We start from the raw sequence: 14,512 nt of genomic DNA on the forward strand, positions 1-14,512 counted from the left end.
CAGTCATGCCATGTCTAAGACTTTCCTTAATATGGTACCTACAACGTAACTAGTTAGGAAGTACCAGCCAAAGTATCCCAGTTCATCCGGCTTTAGCGCTGAGTGATACATCTTGTGAAATATATCGAACAGGAAGAAGTTGAATGGATACTTTACTATGGCTGTTTCAAAATACCATCTCTTCAGCCAACCCCAAAATATTATTATTATCGGCCAGGTTATTAGCATAGGCTTGAGGAATGCATCCTTCATTAATTCATTTTGAAGTCTTAGCAACTCAAGTTGCTTCTGTTGCAACTTTCTCAACTTCTTCTCATCACCACTCTCCCTAGCCTTTTTAAACTCCTCCTGGAGCTCTTTCGCCATCTTTTGAAGTCTCTTCATCTTTTCCTGGTCAACCAAGAAGTAATTAAGCAAAACGAAGAAAGCTCCTAAAATCACCCCAGATACCGTGACTACCCACATGGGATGAGTGTTCCTGAGCATTGGTCCAAACATCTTATCGAGTGCAAGGTATATACCTTCAAGCATATTCCTTCACCGCCAAATCTAGTATTTTCACGAGTTCGTTAACAGCCTCCTCTAAACCTTTATCCTCATGGTTCTCTATTATCTTAATTAGTGCATTTGAATGCATTGCATAAGTTATCGCAGCGGCCCTATTTAAATCTTGATGCCTTTGAATTTGCTCTTCTGTTTCAACATCTCTATCCCTCTTAAGATCTCTAAGTCGCCTTCCAAGGATCTCGGAAGGAGTAGCTTCGATTATAACGATGAAATTTGGATTTAAAATCTTTATAACCTCATACGGAAGTCCCAATAAATAACCGTGAGGGGTCTTTATCGTTGCATGCGTATCAAGGAGAATCGGATAATTTTTAGCCATTTCAGCTATTTTTTTGGCAGCATTCATCTGAAGCTCCCTTTGAACCTCTAATGGTAATTTTCTCATCTCATCCCTATGCTTAACTAATTTTAATTTTAAAGCCTCCTCGAACATGAGATCACCAAAATTTATGAGTTTAAATTTTGCCCTAGTCCTCTGTAATGCTAATTTAGTGATAGTGCTTTTCCCGACTCCTGGAATGCCCGTAATAATGACTACAAAGGGCATTCTTCACCCCTAATCTTACAACCCTGAAAGTGTTTAAAATTATTATCCTTCAGAATTTTAATAAAAAGGAAGAAAATTCATCCTTTGAATAGCCTCCGCAAGGCTGGGAACATTTCCGTTATCTGTTCTCTTGCAATTTCTTCATAGAACCTGTAGAGGATACCTACCGTCAGTAAGATTCCTGTTCCAGTTCCCAAAGCTCCCAGGAAATCAGCCAAGACTGATATCAGGGCAACTGTTAGAGATCCCCAAAACGTTACATAAGGAATGTATTTTTGCAACACCCTCTCCAAAGTTCTTGGATCCCTCCTGAATCCTGGGATTTGCAAACCTGCTCTCTGCAACTGCCTTGCTATCGTTCTTGCATCAAGACCCGTTAATTCTACCCACAGAAATCCAAAGAGCAGGCTGAATATTATAGTTAGTATCAGGTAAATTATTGCCCTTACTGGATTATCTATAACCGTGAATATGTTCCTCGGTGGAATTACATACAGCACGAATCCTCCTATAGGATTACCCGTTACTGGATCGAATCTACCTAACCAGGGATGTCCAAATCTATCTAACACCCTAGCCCAAAGCTGTATATTTGCATACAAAGCGAAAGTTAATATTATCGGAATGTTACTAACATAGAGGAATTTAATTGGATATCTGCCCCTTATGGTGACCCCTCTATATCCAAGAGGTATTTCAACACGCATGCTCTCAAAGTACACTACCACGAGGAACACGATTATGGTTGCCGTGACAGCTATCATGTCTGGAGCAGAACCACCTCTGTAAAGTGCTCCCTTGAGATCGCCATCCAAAATGTGCTGGATGAAGTATGGGATAGCTCCAACTATTGCCGGCTTACCTGTTAGAGGATCTATTATATTAGGATCTGTCAGGGGGTTTAAACTTCTTGTCAATATTCTCTGAGAAACTCCAGCGGCTATAAATAAACTTATTCCACTACCTATTCCCCATTTACTTACGAGCTCATCTAACACTATAAGTATTATACCACCAAGAGCTAATTGTATTATCATCAATGTAGCAATCGTATAGGTTACATCGACACCTACCCTACCAAATGCTCCACCTAACACCCAGATAGCGGCCTCGAAGAAACACATGAACACAGAAAATACCCTTTGCAACGCTTGATAAAATCTTCTATCTTCAGGATTCGCCAGATCAAGCCTTATTAACTCAGAACCGACTAAAAGCTGAAGGATTATACCCGCGGTAACTATTGGACCTATTCCCAGGGTCAAAATTGATCCATTCCTACCTGCAAGAACTACTCTTAAAAATTGGAAGTAATCTTGGATCTTTTTAGGGATGCCATAAACTGGAATTTCGGCGAGTACATAGTATAACACAAGGGCAAGTCCAGTCCAAACAAACTTCTCCTTTAGGGGAACATGCTTTTTTGGTCTTTCGACTTCTGGAAACCATTTTTCCATCGCGTAAATTACATCCCTTGCTCCCATGACTCAACACCCTAAAAAATAAATTTTAGGAGGTTAAGCTAGTATTACTTCCCCTCCAGCTGCTTTAATTTTTTCTTCTGCTTTAGCCGAGAAAGCCTTAGCCTTAATGGTTAGAGGTCTCGTAAGCCTTCCAGTCCCCAGGACCTTGTCTGCAAATTGCGTTGTATCAACGACTATTTTACCTTCCTCCTCGTATGCAATTCCCATCTGCAACAGATCCTCCAAATGCTCATCGATGAACTTCAGGGTAACGATCCTCACATCTCTCTGAACTTCTGGAGGTCTTGAAAACCCTCTCTTCCCCAGATGGTCAGGAGCATACTTTATTGTCCACGTCCATTTACTTTTGTTTCTCTTCCCCGTTCCTGCCATCCCTCTGCCGCCTTTACTACCTCCTCCTCTGTGTTTCTTCTTACATCCCCATCCATGAGTGTGACTTCCACGAAGCTTTCTAACTTTCTTTCTCCTCCTTATCATTCTCGCCACCTCAGAGCATTCTCTCAATTAATTCATTTATTTTCTCGCCCCTATAACCGAGGGCCCCTCCTTCCTGGAATGATCTCTTCTTACTTCCCTTAAATCCTCCCCTTGGTGGATGAAGCCTAAAGACAGGTTTTAGATTCGGTAGGTCTTTAAGGCTCATCTCCCCATTTATTACCTTCTGAGCAAACTCCTCTATGGTCATACCAAGCTTCTCCTTAACGTATTCATCGGTCACTGGCTTGTTCCCTATTAATTTACCCCTCTTTCTGATTAACTTTGCGAGAGTTTCAGCGTTTATTTCACCCCATGTAATGTAGTCCTTAGCCTTTTGAAGCATACCAAGGTAACTAGGCGTGTCATCGACTATAACACAATGATTAACCCTGTGAAGTCTCAGCATTGCCAAGGTATCTCTGACTGGCCTCTTAACATTGACTCTACCCCTTATTCTTATCACTGCGAGTTTTGCCATTATTTATCACCTCACTCTAAGGTGAAGCTGGTGGGCATTGCCCTACCAACGACTATTCCGTATCTCTCGATCATCTCAGGTGTAACAACTACTCTATTGGTATTATAAAGTGCATTGAATACCGCCTTTGCAAAGTTTACTGTAGTTCTTGTTTCACCAAATGTTTGAGACCAGACATCTTGAATTCCAGCCAATCTTAAGATCTTCTTCCCGACGTCACCTATAACGAGACCGAGACCTCTAGGCCCAGGAATTAGCCTAACTCTTACACTTCCCTCCTTACCCTCCACTGCAAATGGTACCGAGTGAGGCCTTCTACATCTGCACTCCCAGGAACCACAACCTCTCTTTATCTCGATTATGTTCAGTTTAGCGTAATTTATGGCCTTCCTTATTGCAATTCCGACTTCCCTTCCGTGTCCTATTCCTAAGCCAACGTAACCATCCCTGTTCCCAACGGCCGCGAGAACCCTAAATCTTACCCTTCTACCACTGTCAGTCATTCTAACCGTTAATGCAATATCTATGATCTCCTGGTTCTCCCTAGCGTTTACTTCAGGTAACAAGACGTCAATTATTTCAGGTTCCTTGATCTGGTAACCCCTTCTGAATATCTCATGAATGTCAGTTATCTGGCCCTCCTTAACGAGCATGCCAAGCTTTGTTCTCGGTTGCCACTCATCTAAAACCCTCTTTGCATATTCTTTCCAATCTTGGCTCATTCTCTCGCCCCCTCACTTTCAAACTTCTCAATTATTCTCGCCTTAACCTCTTCAAAATGTTCAGGAAGCTTTTCAGGATCGAGACCCTTCTCAAGGTAACCACCAAACTGCCTTCTAAATCTATCTTCATCCTGTTCCTTAAGCATCCTAGCGTATTCAGCTATATGCTCTCCTCTTATTCTGTAATCCTCTGGAAATATCTCTGGACTGTGAGGAACGTTAAGACCGGCATCTATGGCACCTTTAAGTACAGCGAATATTGAGCTCCCCCTAACTGGAGGGTGCAACCCTATATCAAGGATTGCTTCTTCGATACCTGCCTTCTTCGCTTTATAACCGATCAGTAAACCCAGGAGGTAAGCCGATGGAGTATTTCCGCAATGCCCCTTCCATCCAAAATCTCTTATTAGCTCCCTAGTATGGGCTGAAACTAAGGTTCTATCTCCCTTTGGGTCGTAAACTATTATTTGAGCAATATGATGATTGAGGCTTTTTCTGACAACTAACCTAGGCTTACCTGATTTAAGTAGCTTCAGCCTCTTTCTATAGTTAGTTTTCCCTTCTCTCCTTCTCCTGAAGGGAACCCTATACCTAGGACCGTGAGCCATTTTTCTCACCTCACTTCTTCAATAAACCATGCTCCTCAAGGAATAGATAGAGCTGGTGTTTGTTCTTAAATTGACCTCCCTTAGCCCTTATGTAGAGCATTCTATACGTCTTCCTATCGATTTTCTTTTGCTCCTTGAGCTTCCTAAGTTCTCTTCTAAGGGCCCTTATCGTCTTAATCCAAAGCTCCTTCTTACCCATTCTTGCCGTCTTCTTACCTTTCCTACTTCCAGGACCTCTGTGTCTCCCTTTCTTCTTCTGTTCATGCCTTATCCTAGCCCTATATCTGCTCTGCCCCTCTATGGGTTTTTTCCTTATGACCCCTTCCTTAATAAGCCTCCTAATATCTTCCCTCGTTATCGCGGAAGCAACTTCATCAACCTTCTCAGGATCGATCCACACCCTATTCTCGCCACACTTCAGGAGCTCAGCAGCTATCCTCCTCTGCATTTTCAAGGTATTCATACTCCCACCTCACAACCTAGGATTAAGGACTTTGATTCCCAATTCTTCAGCTCTCTTCAATATCTCAATTCTCTTCTTCTTGCCAACTGTGTGAGCTATCCTTGCCGCTTGCCTTCTGGGATCTAGTCTTTCAAGCTCCTTGACATTGTGAATGAGAACTTCTTCATAACCACTTGGATGCAATCCCCTGACTAACCTCGGAGAGCTCCAACCTATGCTAGGGGATCTTGGCTTACCCTTAAGCTTAAGCCTCATCTTACTGTCAATACCCTTGGGCCTCCTCCATTTAGGATCGTTCTTAAACTTGGGATACCTCCACCACTCTTGCCTCAGGAATCTAGGCTTCTTTCTCTTGAGCCTCGCCCTCACCTTTAAGAGCCTCTTAAACTCCCTCTCATTCATTTATCTCACCTCAGAAAGTTATTGGCTTTCCGGCTTTCTCAACTATGTAAATTCCATCCTGGAATACTCTTCTATCCCATTTTGTGATCCTAGTGGCCTGCTCTATATTTGCAGCGGTTTGACCGGTAGCTTCTTTATCAATCCCCTCAACTATTATTTCCTGACCCTTGACCTTCACGGTGACCCCAGGTAGTATCTTAGCCCTTCTTGGAGCTTTCTCGCCCAGGAAGTTCTCTATTATAACTTCATCACCCTGAACTTTCACCGTTATTGGGAAGTGGCTGTAGACAACCTTAAGCTTGTACGTAAAGCCTTCTGTGACTCCCTTTATCATGTTGTTTATATGGGCCTTGAACGTCCTAACTATAGCTACGTCTTTTCTCCTGGGGAAATCCTTGTATATTACCACTTTCCCATCTTCCACGAATATCTTTACTCCAGGCCAAAATAGCTTCTTTTCAACTTCTCCCTTTGGTCCTTTAACTTTAACATTATAATCCTGAACACTAACCTCGACGCCCTCTGGAATTTCAATTTCCTCCCTAATCCATGCATCAACTGGCATTTCTCTCACCTCAGTAGACGTATGCTATTAACCTTCCACCAATTCCCCTATCTCTAGCCTCTTTGTGGCTCATAACTCCCTGGGAAGTTGAAACTATTAGGATTCCAAACTCGAATGCTGGGAGGAATCTCTTTTCCCACTTCTCGTATTCAGTGGCTTTAACTGGGAATCTTGGTTTTATAGCCCCCGCCTTGTTTATCCTACCTAATAGCTGAACCCTATAAACGCCAGCCCTTCCGTCGTCTATGAACTCGAATTCCCCGATATATCCGTACTTTTGCATCACTCTTAGCACTTCTCCGATGAGCTTTGAAGCTGGCTTTATGTATATCTCTCTCTTTCCAACCCTCTCACTATTTGTTATGTGGGAAAGGGCATTCGCAAGTGGATCTAGTAGCGTCATCTTATCACCTCACTCATACTTTCTGAAGCCAAGCTTGGGTGCTACCTCTCTGAAGCAGTGCCTGCACAACATTAAACCATGAATCCTAATAATAGGACCATATTGACCGCACCTAATACATCTTCTCGCACCCTTACCAAACTTTCTAGGTTTTCTCTTATTATAATCAGCTTTCGCCATCTACCTCACCCCTCCTCCTCAACTATCTCAACTCCAAATTCCTCCATCATATAAAGCATTCCCTCTTCCTTCGTTAACTTGTGTCTAGTTGGTATTCTAGCCCTCTTTCTTTTCCTTCTTGCAACCCTGAATCCAGGTCTTTCTAGAGTTACGCACACATCCATCCCAAAGATGCCAATCTCAGGATCGTATTCAACTCCAGGTATGTTTATATGCTCCTCAATTCCGAAACAAACATTGCCATGTTCATCAAAGCTTGAAGCCTTAAGTTTGTAATCTACAGCTGCCAGTAACCTTTTTAGCATCTCATAAGCCTTTGGCCCTCTCAATGTAACTTTAACTGCTATTGGCTCGCCTCTTCTAATTCCGAAGTCCCTATTGGTCTTCTTTGCCTTTCTCCTGATTGGTTTTTGCCCAGTTAATCTCTGCAACATTATTTCAGCCTTTGTAAGTCTCTCACCACTCTCCCCAACACCTATATTGATCGTCACCTTCTGGATTCTTGGCCTTCTCATTGGATGAGCTTCCCAGTCGGCTAAAATTTCTTCCCTATTCGGTATTGATACTGGCATTTAGATCACCTCATGGAAGCGATATCTTTGGCTTATCCTTGCCAACGACGAAAGCGTACTCTTTTAGCGTATCGAACAGCTCACCCTCTTCGTCTTCAATGGTCACAACATCTGGCCATCCCATTGGGAACTTCTTGATCTCGACTATCCTTCCCTTCCTGGCAACGTTCTTACCCTGGGTTACGAAAACGTAAGCACCCTTTTCAAATGGTAGAACCTCCATTATCTCCCTCTCTGGAACTTTCATGAGAACAGTATAGGATGTGAAGTAGTTATCTTTCTCAGTAAGTGGTATCAAGTGATTAGTTCCATCATGAAAGTTTAACTGCACCTTGGCCCCTTTCACCATTCTCTTATTCCTAATCCTTAGAGGTTTGATGTTCGCTTCTTCTTCACTTATTGGGTGAAGGACTAGCTTTCCAATCCTGTTTGGTAGAACTCTATAATGCTCTCCCGTTTCGGGAATTGAAACTACATCCATAATTCCAACTGGGAACTTGTAATCCTTTCTTACCTTACCATCCACAAGGAACTTACCCTCATTAAGGATCTTTCTAGCTTCTCTAGCGGTCTTAGCATAGCCAAGGTAATCCCTAACTATATATAGCAGGGGAATTGACGTTCTCATGTTGTGTGGTCCTGGTCTCGGCCTTACGGCCCACTTGTAAGCTTTCCTCTCAATATACCAAGATGAAGGAGCGGCAAGCCTCTTAAGATGCCTCTTGGGACCTTTTCTCGCCATTATCCAGCCCTCCTTTCAATTATTTTCTTTCTCTTCTCATCATCAAGGTTCAACTCAATTATCATGACATTTGAGGGGTGAATTGGATAGAATACCTCAGTTCCATTAACCTTCCTCAATGTTACTCCTTCCACGTAGATCCTATACCTCTTCAAGTCAACTTCGACAACCTTTCCCTCATAGCCCTTAAAGTCGCCCCTCATTATCCTCACTTTGTCCCCAACCCTTACCGGAAGGTTCCTCACCTTATATTTCTCCCTAAGTTCCTTACTTAGTGGAGCGGACATCATCTTCTGTCTAACATGGAGAGGAGCATTGTACAGGAATTTCCTCTGCTTTCTTGGTTGCTTTGAATTCATTTTCATAATCCTCACCTCAAACTATTATGCTCGCAATGCTACCAATCCTAACCCATTTCTCAGCGGCTTCTCTAGCTACGGGACCCCTTATTTCAGTTCCCCTGGGAACACCCTCAGGGGTTACAATTACCGCTGCATTATCCTCAAACTTAACCCTCATGCCGTCAAGCCTTCTATATTCCTTTCTTTGTCTGATTATCACGGCCCTAACCACTTGGTGTCTCATGTCTGGCCTACCTTTTTTAACCGTCGCAACCACCATGTCTCCAACTCCAGCTGAAGCTAACCTCCTTCTAGTTCCATGGTACTCAACAACACCAATGACCTGAATTACCTTGGCCCCACTATTGTCTGCAACCGTTAAATAAGCTCCAATTGGTATTGCTCTAGTTGGCCTTACAGGTGATATTCCCCTTGTAGCACCCGCACCCTTCTTGGCCATTGAAATCACCTCCTCTCCTCAGCTCTCTCTAGAACGGCAACTACGACAAAGTGCTTGGTCTTGCTCAAAGGCCTTGTCTCCGCTATCAAAACTCTATCTCCAACCTTAGCATTGATGCACGGTGGGTTGTGAGCATGGATCCTGCTCCTTCTAAGCTCATACCTTTCATATTTTTTCAAGTAGTGGTAGTATTGTCTTTCAACGGTTACTGTTTTCCTCGGCTTGTCACTAATAACTATTCCCTCGAATACTCTACCATGTATCTTAAGGTGCCCATGCCAGGGACACTTTGGATCATCACACTTTTCAGCAGGAGGTTGGATTCTTAAACCGATATCTCTCACCATTTTTTCCACCTCTTTTTCAGTCTCATCTCAGGTCTGCCAACCAATCTTTCCCCGGGTATTTTAATCTTTGTCCCATCATCAGCCTCGAACTCAAATATACATACATCCTTAGGGACTTTCCAAATTCTGTCTCCAGCTATCACTAACATGTTTCTGGTCTCATCAATTACGTAACCTTCAATCCCTACGAATGCTGGATGCGTAGAGCCAACTATCCTGACCCTCAATCCTATGAGCTCATGCCAAATTATATTTCTTCTCGTTACTCTACCTCTATGAGCTCCTCTGAAAATCCAAGTTCTGCCAATAATTTCTTGATACGATCCCTGTGATCTCCTTGTAGCTCTATTCTTCCGTTCTTTGCTGTTCCGCCGCATGCCAACTTCGCCTTGAGCTTCTTTGCTATTTCCTCCAGATCAAACTCTTTCTCATCGATCCCCTCGATTATTGTCTTGACTTTTCCGTACCTTGCCCTTTCTATGTATACCTTAATTCTCTGTTGCTCCTTTAGGACTTCTTTAAAGAGCATTTCATCCAACGGATTTACTATCCTAGGCACCAAACACCACCTTCACTTTTTCCCCATTTCCCTCAATTTTTCCTTCTTTATTGTCAGGAGGCGGGCTATATCCCTTCTCAAGTTCCTAATAACCATCGGATTTTCAAGGGAGGTACCCATAGTAAGCATTCCCCTTTCCTTAGCAAGTTGAAGCCTCAACTCCCTAATTTTAGCATCTATCTCCTCAATACTCATCTCCCTAATCTCACTCGGCTTCATTGGTGCTCACCTCTTCCTCTGCTGGCTTCTCTACGATTTCGATCTCATCCGGTAGCCTTGCATCTGGAGGCATTATGGCAACCTTAACTCCGATAACTCCCAGTTTCAGCAGGGCTTGGGCATATCCCTTGCTCACTAGAGTTTCAGCAGGGTTACCGACCTTTGCTAAGTATCCCTGGTAAAACCTTACGCTCTTAGCCCTCTCTCCAGTTAGCTTTCCGCTGAGTCTTATCTCTACGCCTCTCGCTCCATTGTTCATTATAGCCCTCATTGCAGAATAGGCGGCCCTTCTAAAATGTATTCCCCTCTCAAGGGCCTGGGCTATTCTAACTGCCTGAACCTTTGCATTAAGGTAGGGGTTCTTTATCTCCTGAACATCGATCTGTGGATTTTCTAAGCCAAACTGTCTCTCTAAGATTCTAGTAAGTTCTCTTATTCTCCTTCCACCCCTACCTATGACGTAACCGGGATTAGCAGCAAATATTATTACCTTAGTTCCAAGGGGAGTCTTCTTTATGTCCAATCCACCATAACCTGCTCTTCTAAGCTCTTTTTCTAAAAATTCGTCGATGAGCATCTCTTTAACAGCTTCGCGAATGAAGTACCTCTCAATTGCCATGAGTTCACCTCCTAATTTCCTCAACTACTACCTCTATGTGAGTCGTCTGCTCGTTGAATGGAGTTGCCCTTCCAAATGCCCTCGGATACCATCCCCTAAGTACGGGTCCTCTGTGAGCAGCGATATGAATTATCTTCAACTTATCAGGATCAAGACCCTTTTGCTCAGCGTTATTCTTCGCATTCAATAGAACTTTCTTTATGGCCTTTGCAACTTTAACAGGATATCTTCCCGGACCAAACCCTTTTCCTGGCTTGTGTCCTTGGCTATCGTTGTAACGCCTAAGCGGAACGGGCCTCTTTAGGGCTATGACTTCATCCAGATATCTTAGTGCATCATTTAGCATCATTCCCCTCAGCTCTCTGCATACTTCAACTGCAAGTTTTGGTGAAATTCTAAGATCTCTACCACTCGCCCTCGCCATCCTTTCAGGATCAAAATTTTGGAAAGAGTAGCCAAAGCGCTTGCCCATCTAAACCACCTCACTTGACTGCAACGAACATTGAAGATCTTGTAGCTCCAATACCAGGAGCTCCATGCTGTACCCTCTTTCTAGTTGGAGCGAACTCTCCAAGGTAATGGCCGATCATCTCAGGCTTTATTTCTACAGGAACGAACTCTTTTCCATTGTGCACGTATATCGTCAATCCCACCATCTCTGGAAGGATTATCATATCTCTACAGTGGGTTCTTATTGGCTTGTTATACTTCCCTTTCTTTGCGAGTCTTATCTTCCTCAAAAGCTTCTTCTGCTCCGGAGTAAGCCCTCTTCTAAGGCTTCTCCTCTGTCTAGCTGGCAATAGCCTAGCTAATTCTTCAAGGGACATGTTCATCAACTGCTCAAGGGTATAACCGCGATATCTAAACTCCTTCCTCGCCATCTACACCACCTCACTTCCTTCTACCAGTCCTCCTCGCAGCGATATGACCAACCTTTCTTCCTGGTGGGGCCCTTCTTGAAGTTGTCGTTGGTTTACCTGGGTGGTGCTCCTTACCACCGAATGGATGGTTAACGGCGTTCATCTTAACACCTCTTGGAGTTGGCCAGAACTTATTCCTGGCTTTGTACTTGTAGTAAGCCTTACCAGCCTTAACTAATGGCTTCTCCAATCTTCCACCGCCAGCAACTACACCAATCGTAGCCCTGCAATTAGGGTCAAACGCCTTGAGCTCACCGCTTGGAAGTTGAACTATAACCTTATCCTTCTCTCTAGAAACTACGAGAGCGTAAGTCCCCCCGGCCCTCACGTACTTACCTCCGTCTCCAGGAACTCCCTCAATGTTATAGATATAAGTTCCCTCAGGGATCTTTGCAAGGGGAAGGGTATTTCCTATTTCAACTGGAGCATCTGGCCCTATATATATTTCTTGGCCGACTAGCAACCCCTCCGGAGCTATTATCAGCTTCTCCATACCATTCTCAAATTTAACCCTTGCAACCGGGGCCGTCCTTCCTGGATCGTGCATTATCTCCTCAACAACTCCCCTTATCGTTTTGTCTTGGGTATAGTTAAGAGGAATATACTTAACAGCTCCCCTGAATCTGTGAGAGGGGGATCTAAATGTGGGACTCCCCTTACCTCTCCTTTGTTGGATTAGACTCTTACCCATCTCACATCACCTCAGAATAATCCCAATCTGGCGGCTATTTCACTCGCGCTATATTCAGGCTTCAACTTAACGTAAGCCTTCTTTTCTCCCTTTGGCGTGATTAGCGTGTTAACTTTCTCAACCTTAACGTTGAATATCTCTTCAATGGCCTTTTTGATGTCTGTTTTGGTTGCTCTCCTATCAACGATAAAGGTTAGTTTGTTCTCCTTTTCTATCAAGGAGATTGCTTTTTCTGTTACCACAGGTCTAATTATAACTTTATAAGGATCCATACTTCATCACCCGTATATTTCCCTAAGCCTCTCTATAGCACTAACAGTCCAAACCGTTAACCTTCCTGGGTGCGTTCCAGGAGCGAGATGCTCAACTCCAAGGTTATCAACTACCACTACATCAACTCCCGGATGATTCCTGGCACCAAATACTATCCCCTCATTCTTACCGACCACGATCAATGGGCCTTTCGCCTTCTTGTACCTTCTACCCCTCATCTTACCCTTACCTGCTCTTACTCCACTTTTCTCCTTGGCCCTCTCTATGTCCTCCCATATTCCAAGCTTCTTGAATATCTCCCTAGTTTCCCTAGTTTTGCTAACCTTCTGAAGGTCATCAACGACTATCAAAGGTAACTGAGGAACATTATCAACTATATGGCCTCTGGATTTAACTATGTCATAATTAGCCGTTGCCGCTATTGCGCTCATTATAGCTAATCTCCTTTCCTTCTTATTTATGCCCTCCCAAATTATCTTCTCAACCTTTGGTGGATGTGCCCTTCTTCCACCCCTAGCGAATGGGACGAAAGCTGCATACCTTGGTGGGGTCTTCAGCCTCTCAACCCTTGCCATTCCATGACCCTTTCCTATGTTCTCGGTAACCCTCCTCTTACCGGCCATTGGATCCCTACCTTGAGGTTGTATTCTATGCGTCCAGGAAGCAATAACGGCCCTCCTAATTAGATCTGGCCTAAATGGAGTAAGGAATACCCTAGGAAGTTCTATCTCATCAACTGGTTGACCGTTAAGGTCAAAGACCTTTACCTTCATTTATCTCACCTCACTGCTTTGACTCAACACTAACATAGGTTATCTGAGGCCTCTGAACAGGAGGCTTCTTCTTTGGAGGTCTTATCGCGGGCCTAACCCTAATTATCCTCTTTATCGCCCCAGGAACTGAACCTGCTATCATCATGAAATCGCCCCTGACGATTCCATAGTGTGGAAAGCCACCCTTTGGCGTTATTTCAATTTCATTACCATCAATAACAAGCTTTCCGTTCTCTCCTATGGCTATTAACCTCTTATTAAGTTCAGTTCTGTGGTGGAAGCCCATTTGTCCAGCCATTGGAACCGTCCACATTACTCTAGCTGGATGCCATGGGCCTATGGAACCTACCTTCCTTCTTCCCTTACTATCCTTATGAGCCCTAAGCTTAATTCCCCATCTCTTCACCGGCCCCTGAGTACCCTTACCCTTCGTTACCGCTATAACATCAAGAAGTTCCCCTTCCTTGAGGACTTCTCCAACCCTAATTTCCTTTCCAAGCTTCTCCTTTATGTAGTTAAATTTCTCTTCAACGCTCGTTCCACCAATTGCGTATTCCATTACTTCAGGCTTCTTCTTTAGCTTTATAACCCAGGGTTGAGTCGATACTAGCGCTCTTACCTCGACTATTTCTCCCTCTTTTATCATATCCTCAAGTGCTCCTAACTTCTGCTCGAACTCTTCCTGAGTGTAATCTTTAGGTAGGGTTGCTATCCTCCTTCCCAGGAATTGATAGAATGTGAACTTCCTCCCCTTACCCTTCTTACTTGGAGTGTAATTATCAAGCTCAAAGTCTGGAACTATGACTTCACCCGCCGTCTCTAGCCCTAAATAACCTTGCCTGTATGCCCTTATTCCGAAGACTCTCAACGGAGGAGTTTCAATTATAGTGACTGGCATGAATATCTCCTTTCCGTTGGTAAGCCCTGGTTCGTCATCGATCATTAATATATGAGTCATCCCCGCTTTATATCCTGCAAAGCCTAGCATTCTAACTTCGGTCTCCTTTGGCCAGCTCCTGATCCTTGGAACTATACTCTTTGCCCTTTTCCTTGGACTGAAAGCAAGTGATCCTTTCCTTGGCCTATGAATCTTTCCCATT

The 14,512-nt window shown here is 43.7% G+C and carries 27 protein-coding genes; all 27 read right to left on the reverse strand.

Going from position 1 to position 14,512, the window contains the following annotated elements; all coding sequences use genetic code 11:
- Positions 1–3: 3 nt before the first annotated feature.
- The 27 genes from PH_RS08270 to PH_RS08400 all read right to left on the reverse strand — a co-directional run bounded on the left by PH_RS08270 (position 4) and on the right by PH_RS08400 (position 14,511).
- A complete protein-coding gene (locus tag PH_RS08270; protein WP_010885816.1) occupies positions 4–531 on the reverse strand; it encodes an EMC3/TMCO1 family protein in 528 nt (175 codons plus the stop codon).
- Positions 524–1,114: an adenylate kinase gene (locus tag PH_RS08275; protein ID WP_010885817.1), complete on the reverse strand. Its 591-nt coding sequence runs from the start codon at positions 1,112–1,114 to the stop codon at positions 524–526. Before PH_RS08275 ends, PH_RS08270 begins: the two co-directional genes overlap by 8 nt.
- 77 nt (positions 1,115–1,191) lie before the next feature.
- Positions 1,192–2,598: a preprotein translocase subunit SecY gene (gene secY / locus PH_RS08280; protein WP_010885818.1), complete on the reverse strand. Its 1,407-nt coding sequence runs from the start codon at positions 2,596–2,598 to the stop codon at positions 1,192–1,194.
- 33 nt (positions 2,599–2,631) lie between these two features.
- Complete coding sequence (locus PH_RS08285; RefSeq protein ID WP_010885819.1) at positions 2,632–3,075, reverse strand: uL15m family ribosomal protein; 444 nt, start codon at positions 3,073–3,075, stop codon at positions 2,632–2,634.
- A 10-nt stretch (positions 3,076–3,085) separates the two neighbouring features.
- Positions 3,086–3,553: a 50S ribosomal protein L30 gene (locus PH_RS08290; protein ID WP_010885820.1), complete on the reverse strand. Its 468-nt coding sequence runs from the start codon at positions 3,551–3,553 to the stop codon at positions 3,086–3,088.
- An 11-nt stretch (positions 3,554–3,564) separates the two neighbouring features.
- Positions 3,565–4,275, reverse strand: coding sequence for a 30S ribosomal protein S5 (gene rpsE, locus PH_RS08295; protein WP_010885821.1), 711 nt, complete (start codon positions 4,273–4,275; stop codon positions 3,565–3,567).
- On the reverse strand, positions 4,272–4,883 hold the full coding sequence (locus PH_RS08300; RefSeq protein ID WP_010885822.1) for a 50S ribosomal protein L18: 612 nt from the start codon (positions 4,881–4,883) through the stop codon (positions 4,272–4,274). The genes rpsE and PH_RS08300 overlap by 4 nt, the downstream gene beginning before the upstream one ends.
- Positions 4,884–4,893: 10 nt before the next feature.
- Positions 4,894–5,346 carry a 50S ribosomal protein L19e gene (locus PH_RS08305; protein ID WP_010885823.1) on the reverse strand — a complete coding sequence of 151 codons (453 nt, stop codon included), beginning with the start codon at positions 5,344–5,346 and terminating at the stop codon, positions 4,894–4,896.
- A gap of 9 nt (positions 5,347–5,355) precedes the next feature.
- A complete protein-coding gene (locus tag PH_RS08310; RefSeq protein ID WP_010885824.1) occupies positions 5,356–5,748 on the reverse strand; it encodes a 50S ribosomal protein L32e in 393 nt (130 codons plus the stop codon).
- 10 nt (positions 5,749–5,758) lie between these two features.
- Complete coding sequence (locus PH_RS08315) at positions 5,759–6,313, reverse strand: 50S ribosomal protein L6 (protein WP_010885825.1); 555 nt, start codon at positions 6,311–6,313, stop codon at positions 5,759–5,761.
- Positions 6,314–6,323: 10 nt separating this feature from the next.
- Complete coding sequence (locus PH_RS08320) at positions 6,324–6,716, reverse strand: 30S ribosomal protein S8 (protein WP_010885826.1); 393 nt, start codon at positions 6,714–6,716, stop codon at positions 6,324–6,326.
- Positions 6,717–6,725: 9 nt separating this feature from the next.
- Positions 6,726–6,896 (reverse strand): 30S ribosomal protein S14, encoded by a 171-nt coding sequence (locus PH_RS08325; RefSeq protein WP_010867449.1) that lies wholly within the window; start codon positions 6,894–6,896, stop codon positions 6,726–6,728.
- Positions 6,897–6,901: 5 nt separating this feature from the next.
- Positions 6,902–7,468: a 50S ribosomal protein L5 gene (locus PH_RS08330; RefSeq protein WP_010885827.1), complete on the reverse strand. Its 567-nt coding sequence runs from the start codon at positions 7,466–7,468 to the stop codon at positions 6,902–6,904.
- A gap of 10 nt (positions 7,469–7,478) precedes the next feature.
- Positions 7,479–8,210 carry a 30S ribosomal protein S4e gene (locus tag PH_RS08335; protein WP_010885828.1) on the reverse strand — a complete coding sequence of 244 codons (732 nt, stop codon included), beginning with the start codon at positions 8,208–8,210 and terminating at the stop codon, positions 7,479–7,481.
- Positions 8,210–8,575 carry a 50S ribosomal protein L24 gene (gene rplX / locus PH_RS08340; RefSeq protein ID WP_048053474.1) on the reverse strand — a complete coding sequence of 122 codons (366 nt, stop codon included), beginning with the start codon at positions 8,573–8,575 and terminating at the stop codon, positions 8,210–8,212. The genes PH_RS08335 and rplX overlap by 1 nt, the downstream gene beginning before the upstream one ends.
- Positions 8,576–8,585: 10 nt before the next feature.
- The gene (locus PH_RS08345) at positions 8,586–9,011 is read right to left on the reverse strand and encodes a 50S ribosomal protein L14 (protein ID WP_010885830.1); all 426 of its coding nucleotides are present in this window, start codon (positions 9,009–9,011) and stop codon (positions 8,586–8,588) included.
- Positions 9,012–9,016: 5 nt separating this feature from the next.
- Positions 9,017–9,358 carry a 30S ribosomal protein S17 gene (locus PH_RS08350; RefSeq protein WP_010885831.1) on the reverse strand — a complete coding sequence of 114 codons (342 nt, stop codon included), beginning with the start codon at positions 9,356–9,358 and terminating at the stop codon, positions 9,017–9,019.
- Positions 9,352–9,735, reverse strand: a complete 384-nt coding sequence (gene rnp1, locus PH_RS08355; protein ID WP_010885832.1) for a ribonuclease P protein component 1 — start codon at positions 9,733–9,735, stop codon at positions 9,352–9,354. The genes PH_RS08350 and rnp1 overlap by 7 nt, the downstream gene beginning before the upstream one ends.
- Positions 9,621–9,920, reverse strand: coding sequence for a stress response translation initiation inhibitor YciH (gene yciH / locus PH_RS08360; protein ID WP_010885833.1), 300 nt, complete (start codon positions 9,918–9,920; stop codon positions 9,621–9,623). Before yciH ends, rnp1 begins: the two co-directional genes overlap by 115 nt.
- Positions 9,921–9,929: 9 nt before the next feature.
- Positions 9,930–10,136, reverse strand: coding sequence for a 50S ribosomal protein L29 (gene rpmC / locus PH_RS08365; protein WP_010885834.1), 207 nt, complete (start codon positions 10,134–10,136; stop codon positions 9,930–9,932).
- A complete protein-coding gene (gene rpsC / locus PH_RS08370) occupies positions 10,123–10,755 on the reverse strand; it encodes a 30S ribosomal protein S3 (RefSeq protein ID WP_010885835.1) in 633 nt (210 codons plus the stop codon). Before rpsC ends, rpmC begins: the two co-directional genes overlap by 14 nt.
- Before the next feature lie 4 nt (positions 10,756–10,759).
- Positions 10,760–11,227, reverse strand: a complete 468-nt coding sequence (rplV, locus tag PH_RS08375) for a 50S ribosomal protein L22 (protein ID WP_010885836.1) — start codon at positions 11,225–11,227, stop codon at positions 10,760–10,762.
- Between the two features lie 10 nt (positions 11,228–11,237).
- Positions 11,238–11,636 (reverse strand): 30S ribosomal protein S19, encoded by a 399-nt coding sequence (rpsS, locus tag PH_RS08380; protein WP_010885837.1) that lies wholly within the window; start codon positions 11,634–11,636, stop codon positions 11,238–11,240.
- Between the two features lie 10 nt (positions 11,637–11,646).
- Entirely contained in the window at positions 11,647–12,366 is a 720-nt protein-coding gene (locus tag PH_RS08385) for a 50S ribosomal protein L2 (RefSeq protein WP_010885838.1), read from the reverse strand.
- An 11-nt stretch (positions 12,367–12,377) separates the two neighbouring features.
- The gene (locus tag PH_RS08390) at positions 12,378–12,638 is read right to left on the reverse strand and encodes a 50S ribosomal protein L23 (protein WP_010885839.1); all 261 of its coding nucleotides are present in this window, start codon (positions 12,636–12,638) and stop codon (positions 12,378–12,380) included.
- Between the two features lie 6 nt (positions 12,639–12,644).
- Positions 12,645–13,412, reverse strand: coding sequence for a 50S ribosomal protein L4 (rpl4p, locus tag PH_RS08395; RefSeq protein WP_010885841.1), 768 nt, complete (start codon positions 13,410–13,412; stop codon positions 12,645–12,647).
- Positions 13,413–13,422: 10 nt separating this feature from the next.
- Positions 13,423–14,511, reverse strand: a complete 1,089-nt coding sequence (locus tag PH_RS08400) for a 50S ribosomal protein L3 (RefSeq protein ID WP_010885842.1) — start codon at positions 14,509–14,511, stop codon at positions 13,423–13,425.
- Position 14,512: the final 1 nt, after the last annotated feature.

Source organism: Pyrococcus horikoshii OT3 (assembly GCF_000011105.1).
In the GTDB taxonomy this organism is placed as follows: domain Archaea; phylum Methanobacteriota_B; class Thermococci; order Thermococcales; family Thermococcaceae; genus Pyrococcus; species Pyrococcus horikoshii.

What these genes read in the sequence shown, in the direction of transcription:
- rpmC (WP_010885834.1), bottom strand. Translation starts at nt 10,136, where the DNA reads ATGAAGCCGAGTGAGATTAGGGAGATGAGTATTGAGGAGATAGATGCT.
- secY (WP_010885818.1), bottom strand. Translation starts at nt 2,598, where the DNA reads ATGGGAGCAAGGGATGTAATTTACGCGATGGAAAAATGGTTTCCAGAA.
- PH_RS08335 (WP_010885828.1), bottom strand. Translation starts at nt 8,210, where the DNA reads ATGGCGAGAAAAGGTCCCAAGAGGCATCTTAAGAGGCTTGCCGCTCCT.
- PH_RS08385 (WP_010885838.1), bottom strand. Translation starts at nt 12,366, where the DNA reads ATGGGTAAGAGTCTAATCCAACAAAGGAGAGGTAAGGGGAGTCCCACA.
- PH_RS08270 (WP_010885816.1), bottom strand. Translation starts at nt 531, where the DNA reads ATGCTTGAAGGTATATACCTTGCACTCGATAAGATGTTTGGACCAATG.
- PH_RS08315 (WP_010885825.1), bottom strand. Translation starts at nt 6,313, where the DNA reads ATGCCAGTTGATGCATGGATTAGGGAGGAAATTGAAATTCCAGAGGGC.
- PH_RS08345 (WP_010885830.1), bottom strand. Translation starts at nt 9,011, where the DNA reads ATGGCCAAGAAGGGTGCGGGTGCTACAAGGGGAATATCACCTGTAAGG.
- PH_RS08350 (WP_010885831.1), bottom strand. Translation starts at nt 9,358, where the DNA reads ATGGTGAGAGATATCGGTTTAAGAATCCAACCTCCTGCTGAAAAGTGT.
- PH_RS08300 (WP_010885822.1), bottom strand. Translation starts at nt 4,883, where the DNA reads ATGGCTCACGGTCCTAGGTATAGGGTTCCCTTCAGGAGAAGGAGAGAA.
- rnp1 (WP_010885832.1), bottom strand. Translation starts at nt 9,735, where the DNA reads ATGCGGCGGAACAGCAAAGAACGGAAGAATAGAGCTACAAGGAGATCA.
- rpsE (WP_010885821.1), bottom strand. Translation starts at nt 4,275, where the DNA reads ATGAGCCAAGATTGGAAAGAATATGCAAAGAGGGTTTTAGATGAGTGG.
- rplX (WP_048053474.1), bottom strand. Translation starts at nt 8,575, where the DNA reads ATGAAAATGAATTCAAAGCAACCAAGAAAGCAGAGGAAATTCCTGTAC.
- rpsS (WP_010885837.1), bottom strand. Translation starts at nt 11,636, where the DNA reads ATGGCGAGGAAGGAGTTTAGATATCGCGGTTATACCCTTGAGCAGTTG.
- rplV (WP_010885836.1), bottom strand. Translation starts at nt 11,227, where the DNA reads ATGGGCAAGCGCTTTGGCTACTCTTTCCAAAATTTTGATCCTGAAAGG.
- PH_RS08325 (WP_010867449.1), bottom strand. Translation starts at nt 6,896, where the DNA reads ATGGCGAAAGCTGATTATAATAAGAGAAAACCTAGAAAGTTTGGTAAG.
- PH_RS08285 (WP_010885819.1), bottom strand. Translation starts at nt 3,075, where the DNA reads ATGATAAGGAGGAGAAAGAAAGTTAGAAAGCTTCGTGGAAGTCACACT.
- PH_RS08275 (WP_010885817.1), bottom strand. Translation starts at nt 1,114, where the DNA reads ATGCCCTTTGTAGTCATTATTACGGGCATTCCAGGAGTCGGGAAAAGC.
- rpsC (WP_010885835.1), bottom strand. Translation starts at nt 10,755, where the DNA reads ATGGCAATTGAGAGGTACTTCATTCGCGAAGCTGTTAAAGAGATGCTC.
- PH_RS08305 (WP_010885823.1), bottom strand. Translation starts at nt 5,346, where the DNA reads ATGAATACCTTGAAAATGCAGAGGAGGATAGCTGCTGAGCTCCTGAAG.
- PH_RS08330 (WP_010885827.1), bottom strand. Translation starts at nt 7,468, where the DNA reads ATGCCAGTATCAATACCGAATAGGGAAGAAATTTTAGCCGACTGGGAA.
- PH_RS08290 (WP_010885820.1), bottom strand. Translation starts at nt 3,553, where the DNA reads ATGGCAAAACTCGCAGTGATAAGAATAAGGGGTAGAGTCAATGTTAAG.
- PH_RS08310 (WP_010885824.1), bottom strand. Translation starts at nt 5,748, where the DNA reads ATGAATGAGAGGGAGTTTAAGAGGCTCTTAAAGGTGAGGGCGAGGCTC.
- rpl4p (WP_010885841.1), bottom strand. Translation starts at nt 13,412, where the DNA reads ATGAAGGTAAAGGTCTTTGACCTTAACGGTCAACCAGTTGATGAGATA.
- PH_RS08400 (WP_010885842.1), bottom strand. Translation starts at nt 14,511, where the DNA reads ATGGGAAAGATTCATAGGCCAAGGAAAGGATCACTTGCTTTCAGTCCA.
- PH_RS08320 (WP_010885826.1), bottom strand. Translation starts at nt 6,716, where the DNA reads ATGACGCTACTAGATCCACTTGCGAATGCCCTTTCCCACATAACAAAT.
- PH_RS08390 (WP_010885839.1), bottom strand. Translation starts at nt 12,638, where the DNA reads ATGGATCCTTATAAAGTTATAATTAGACCTGTGGTAACAGAAAAAGCA.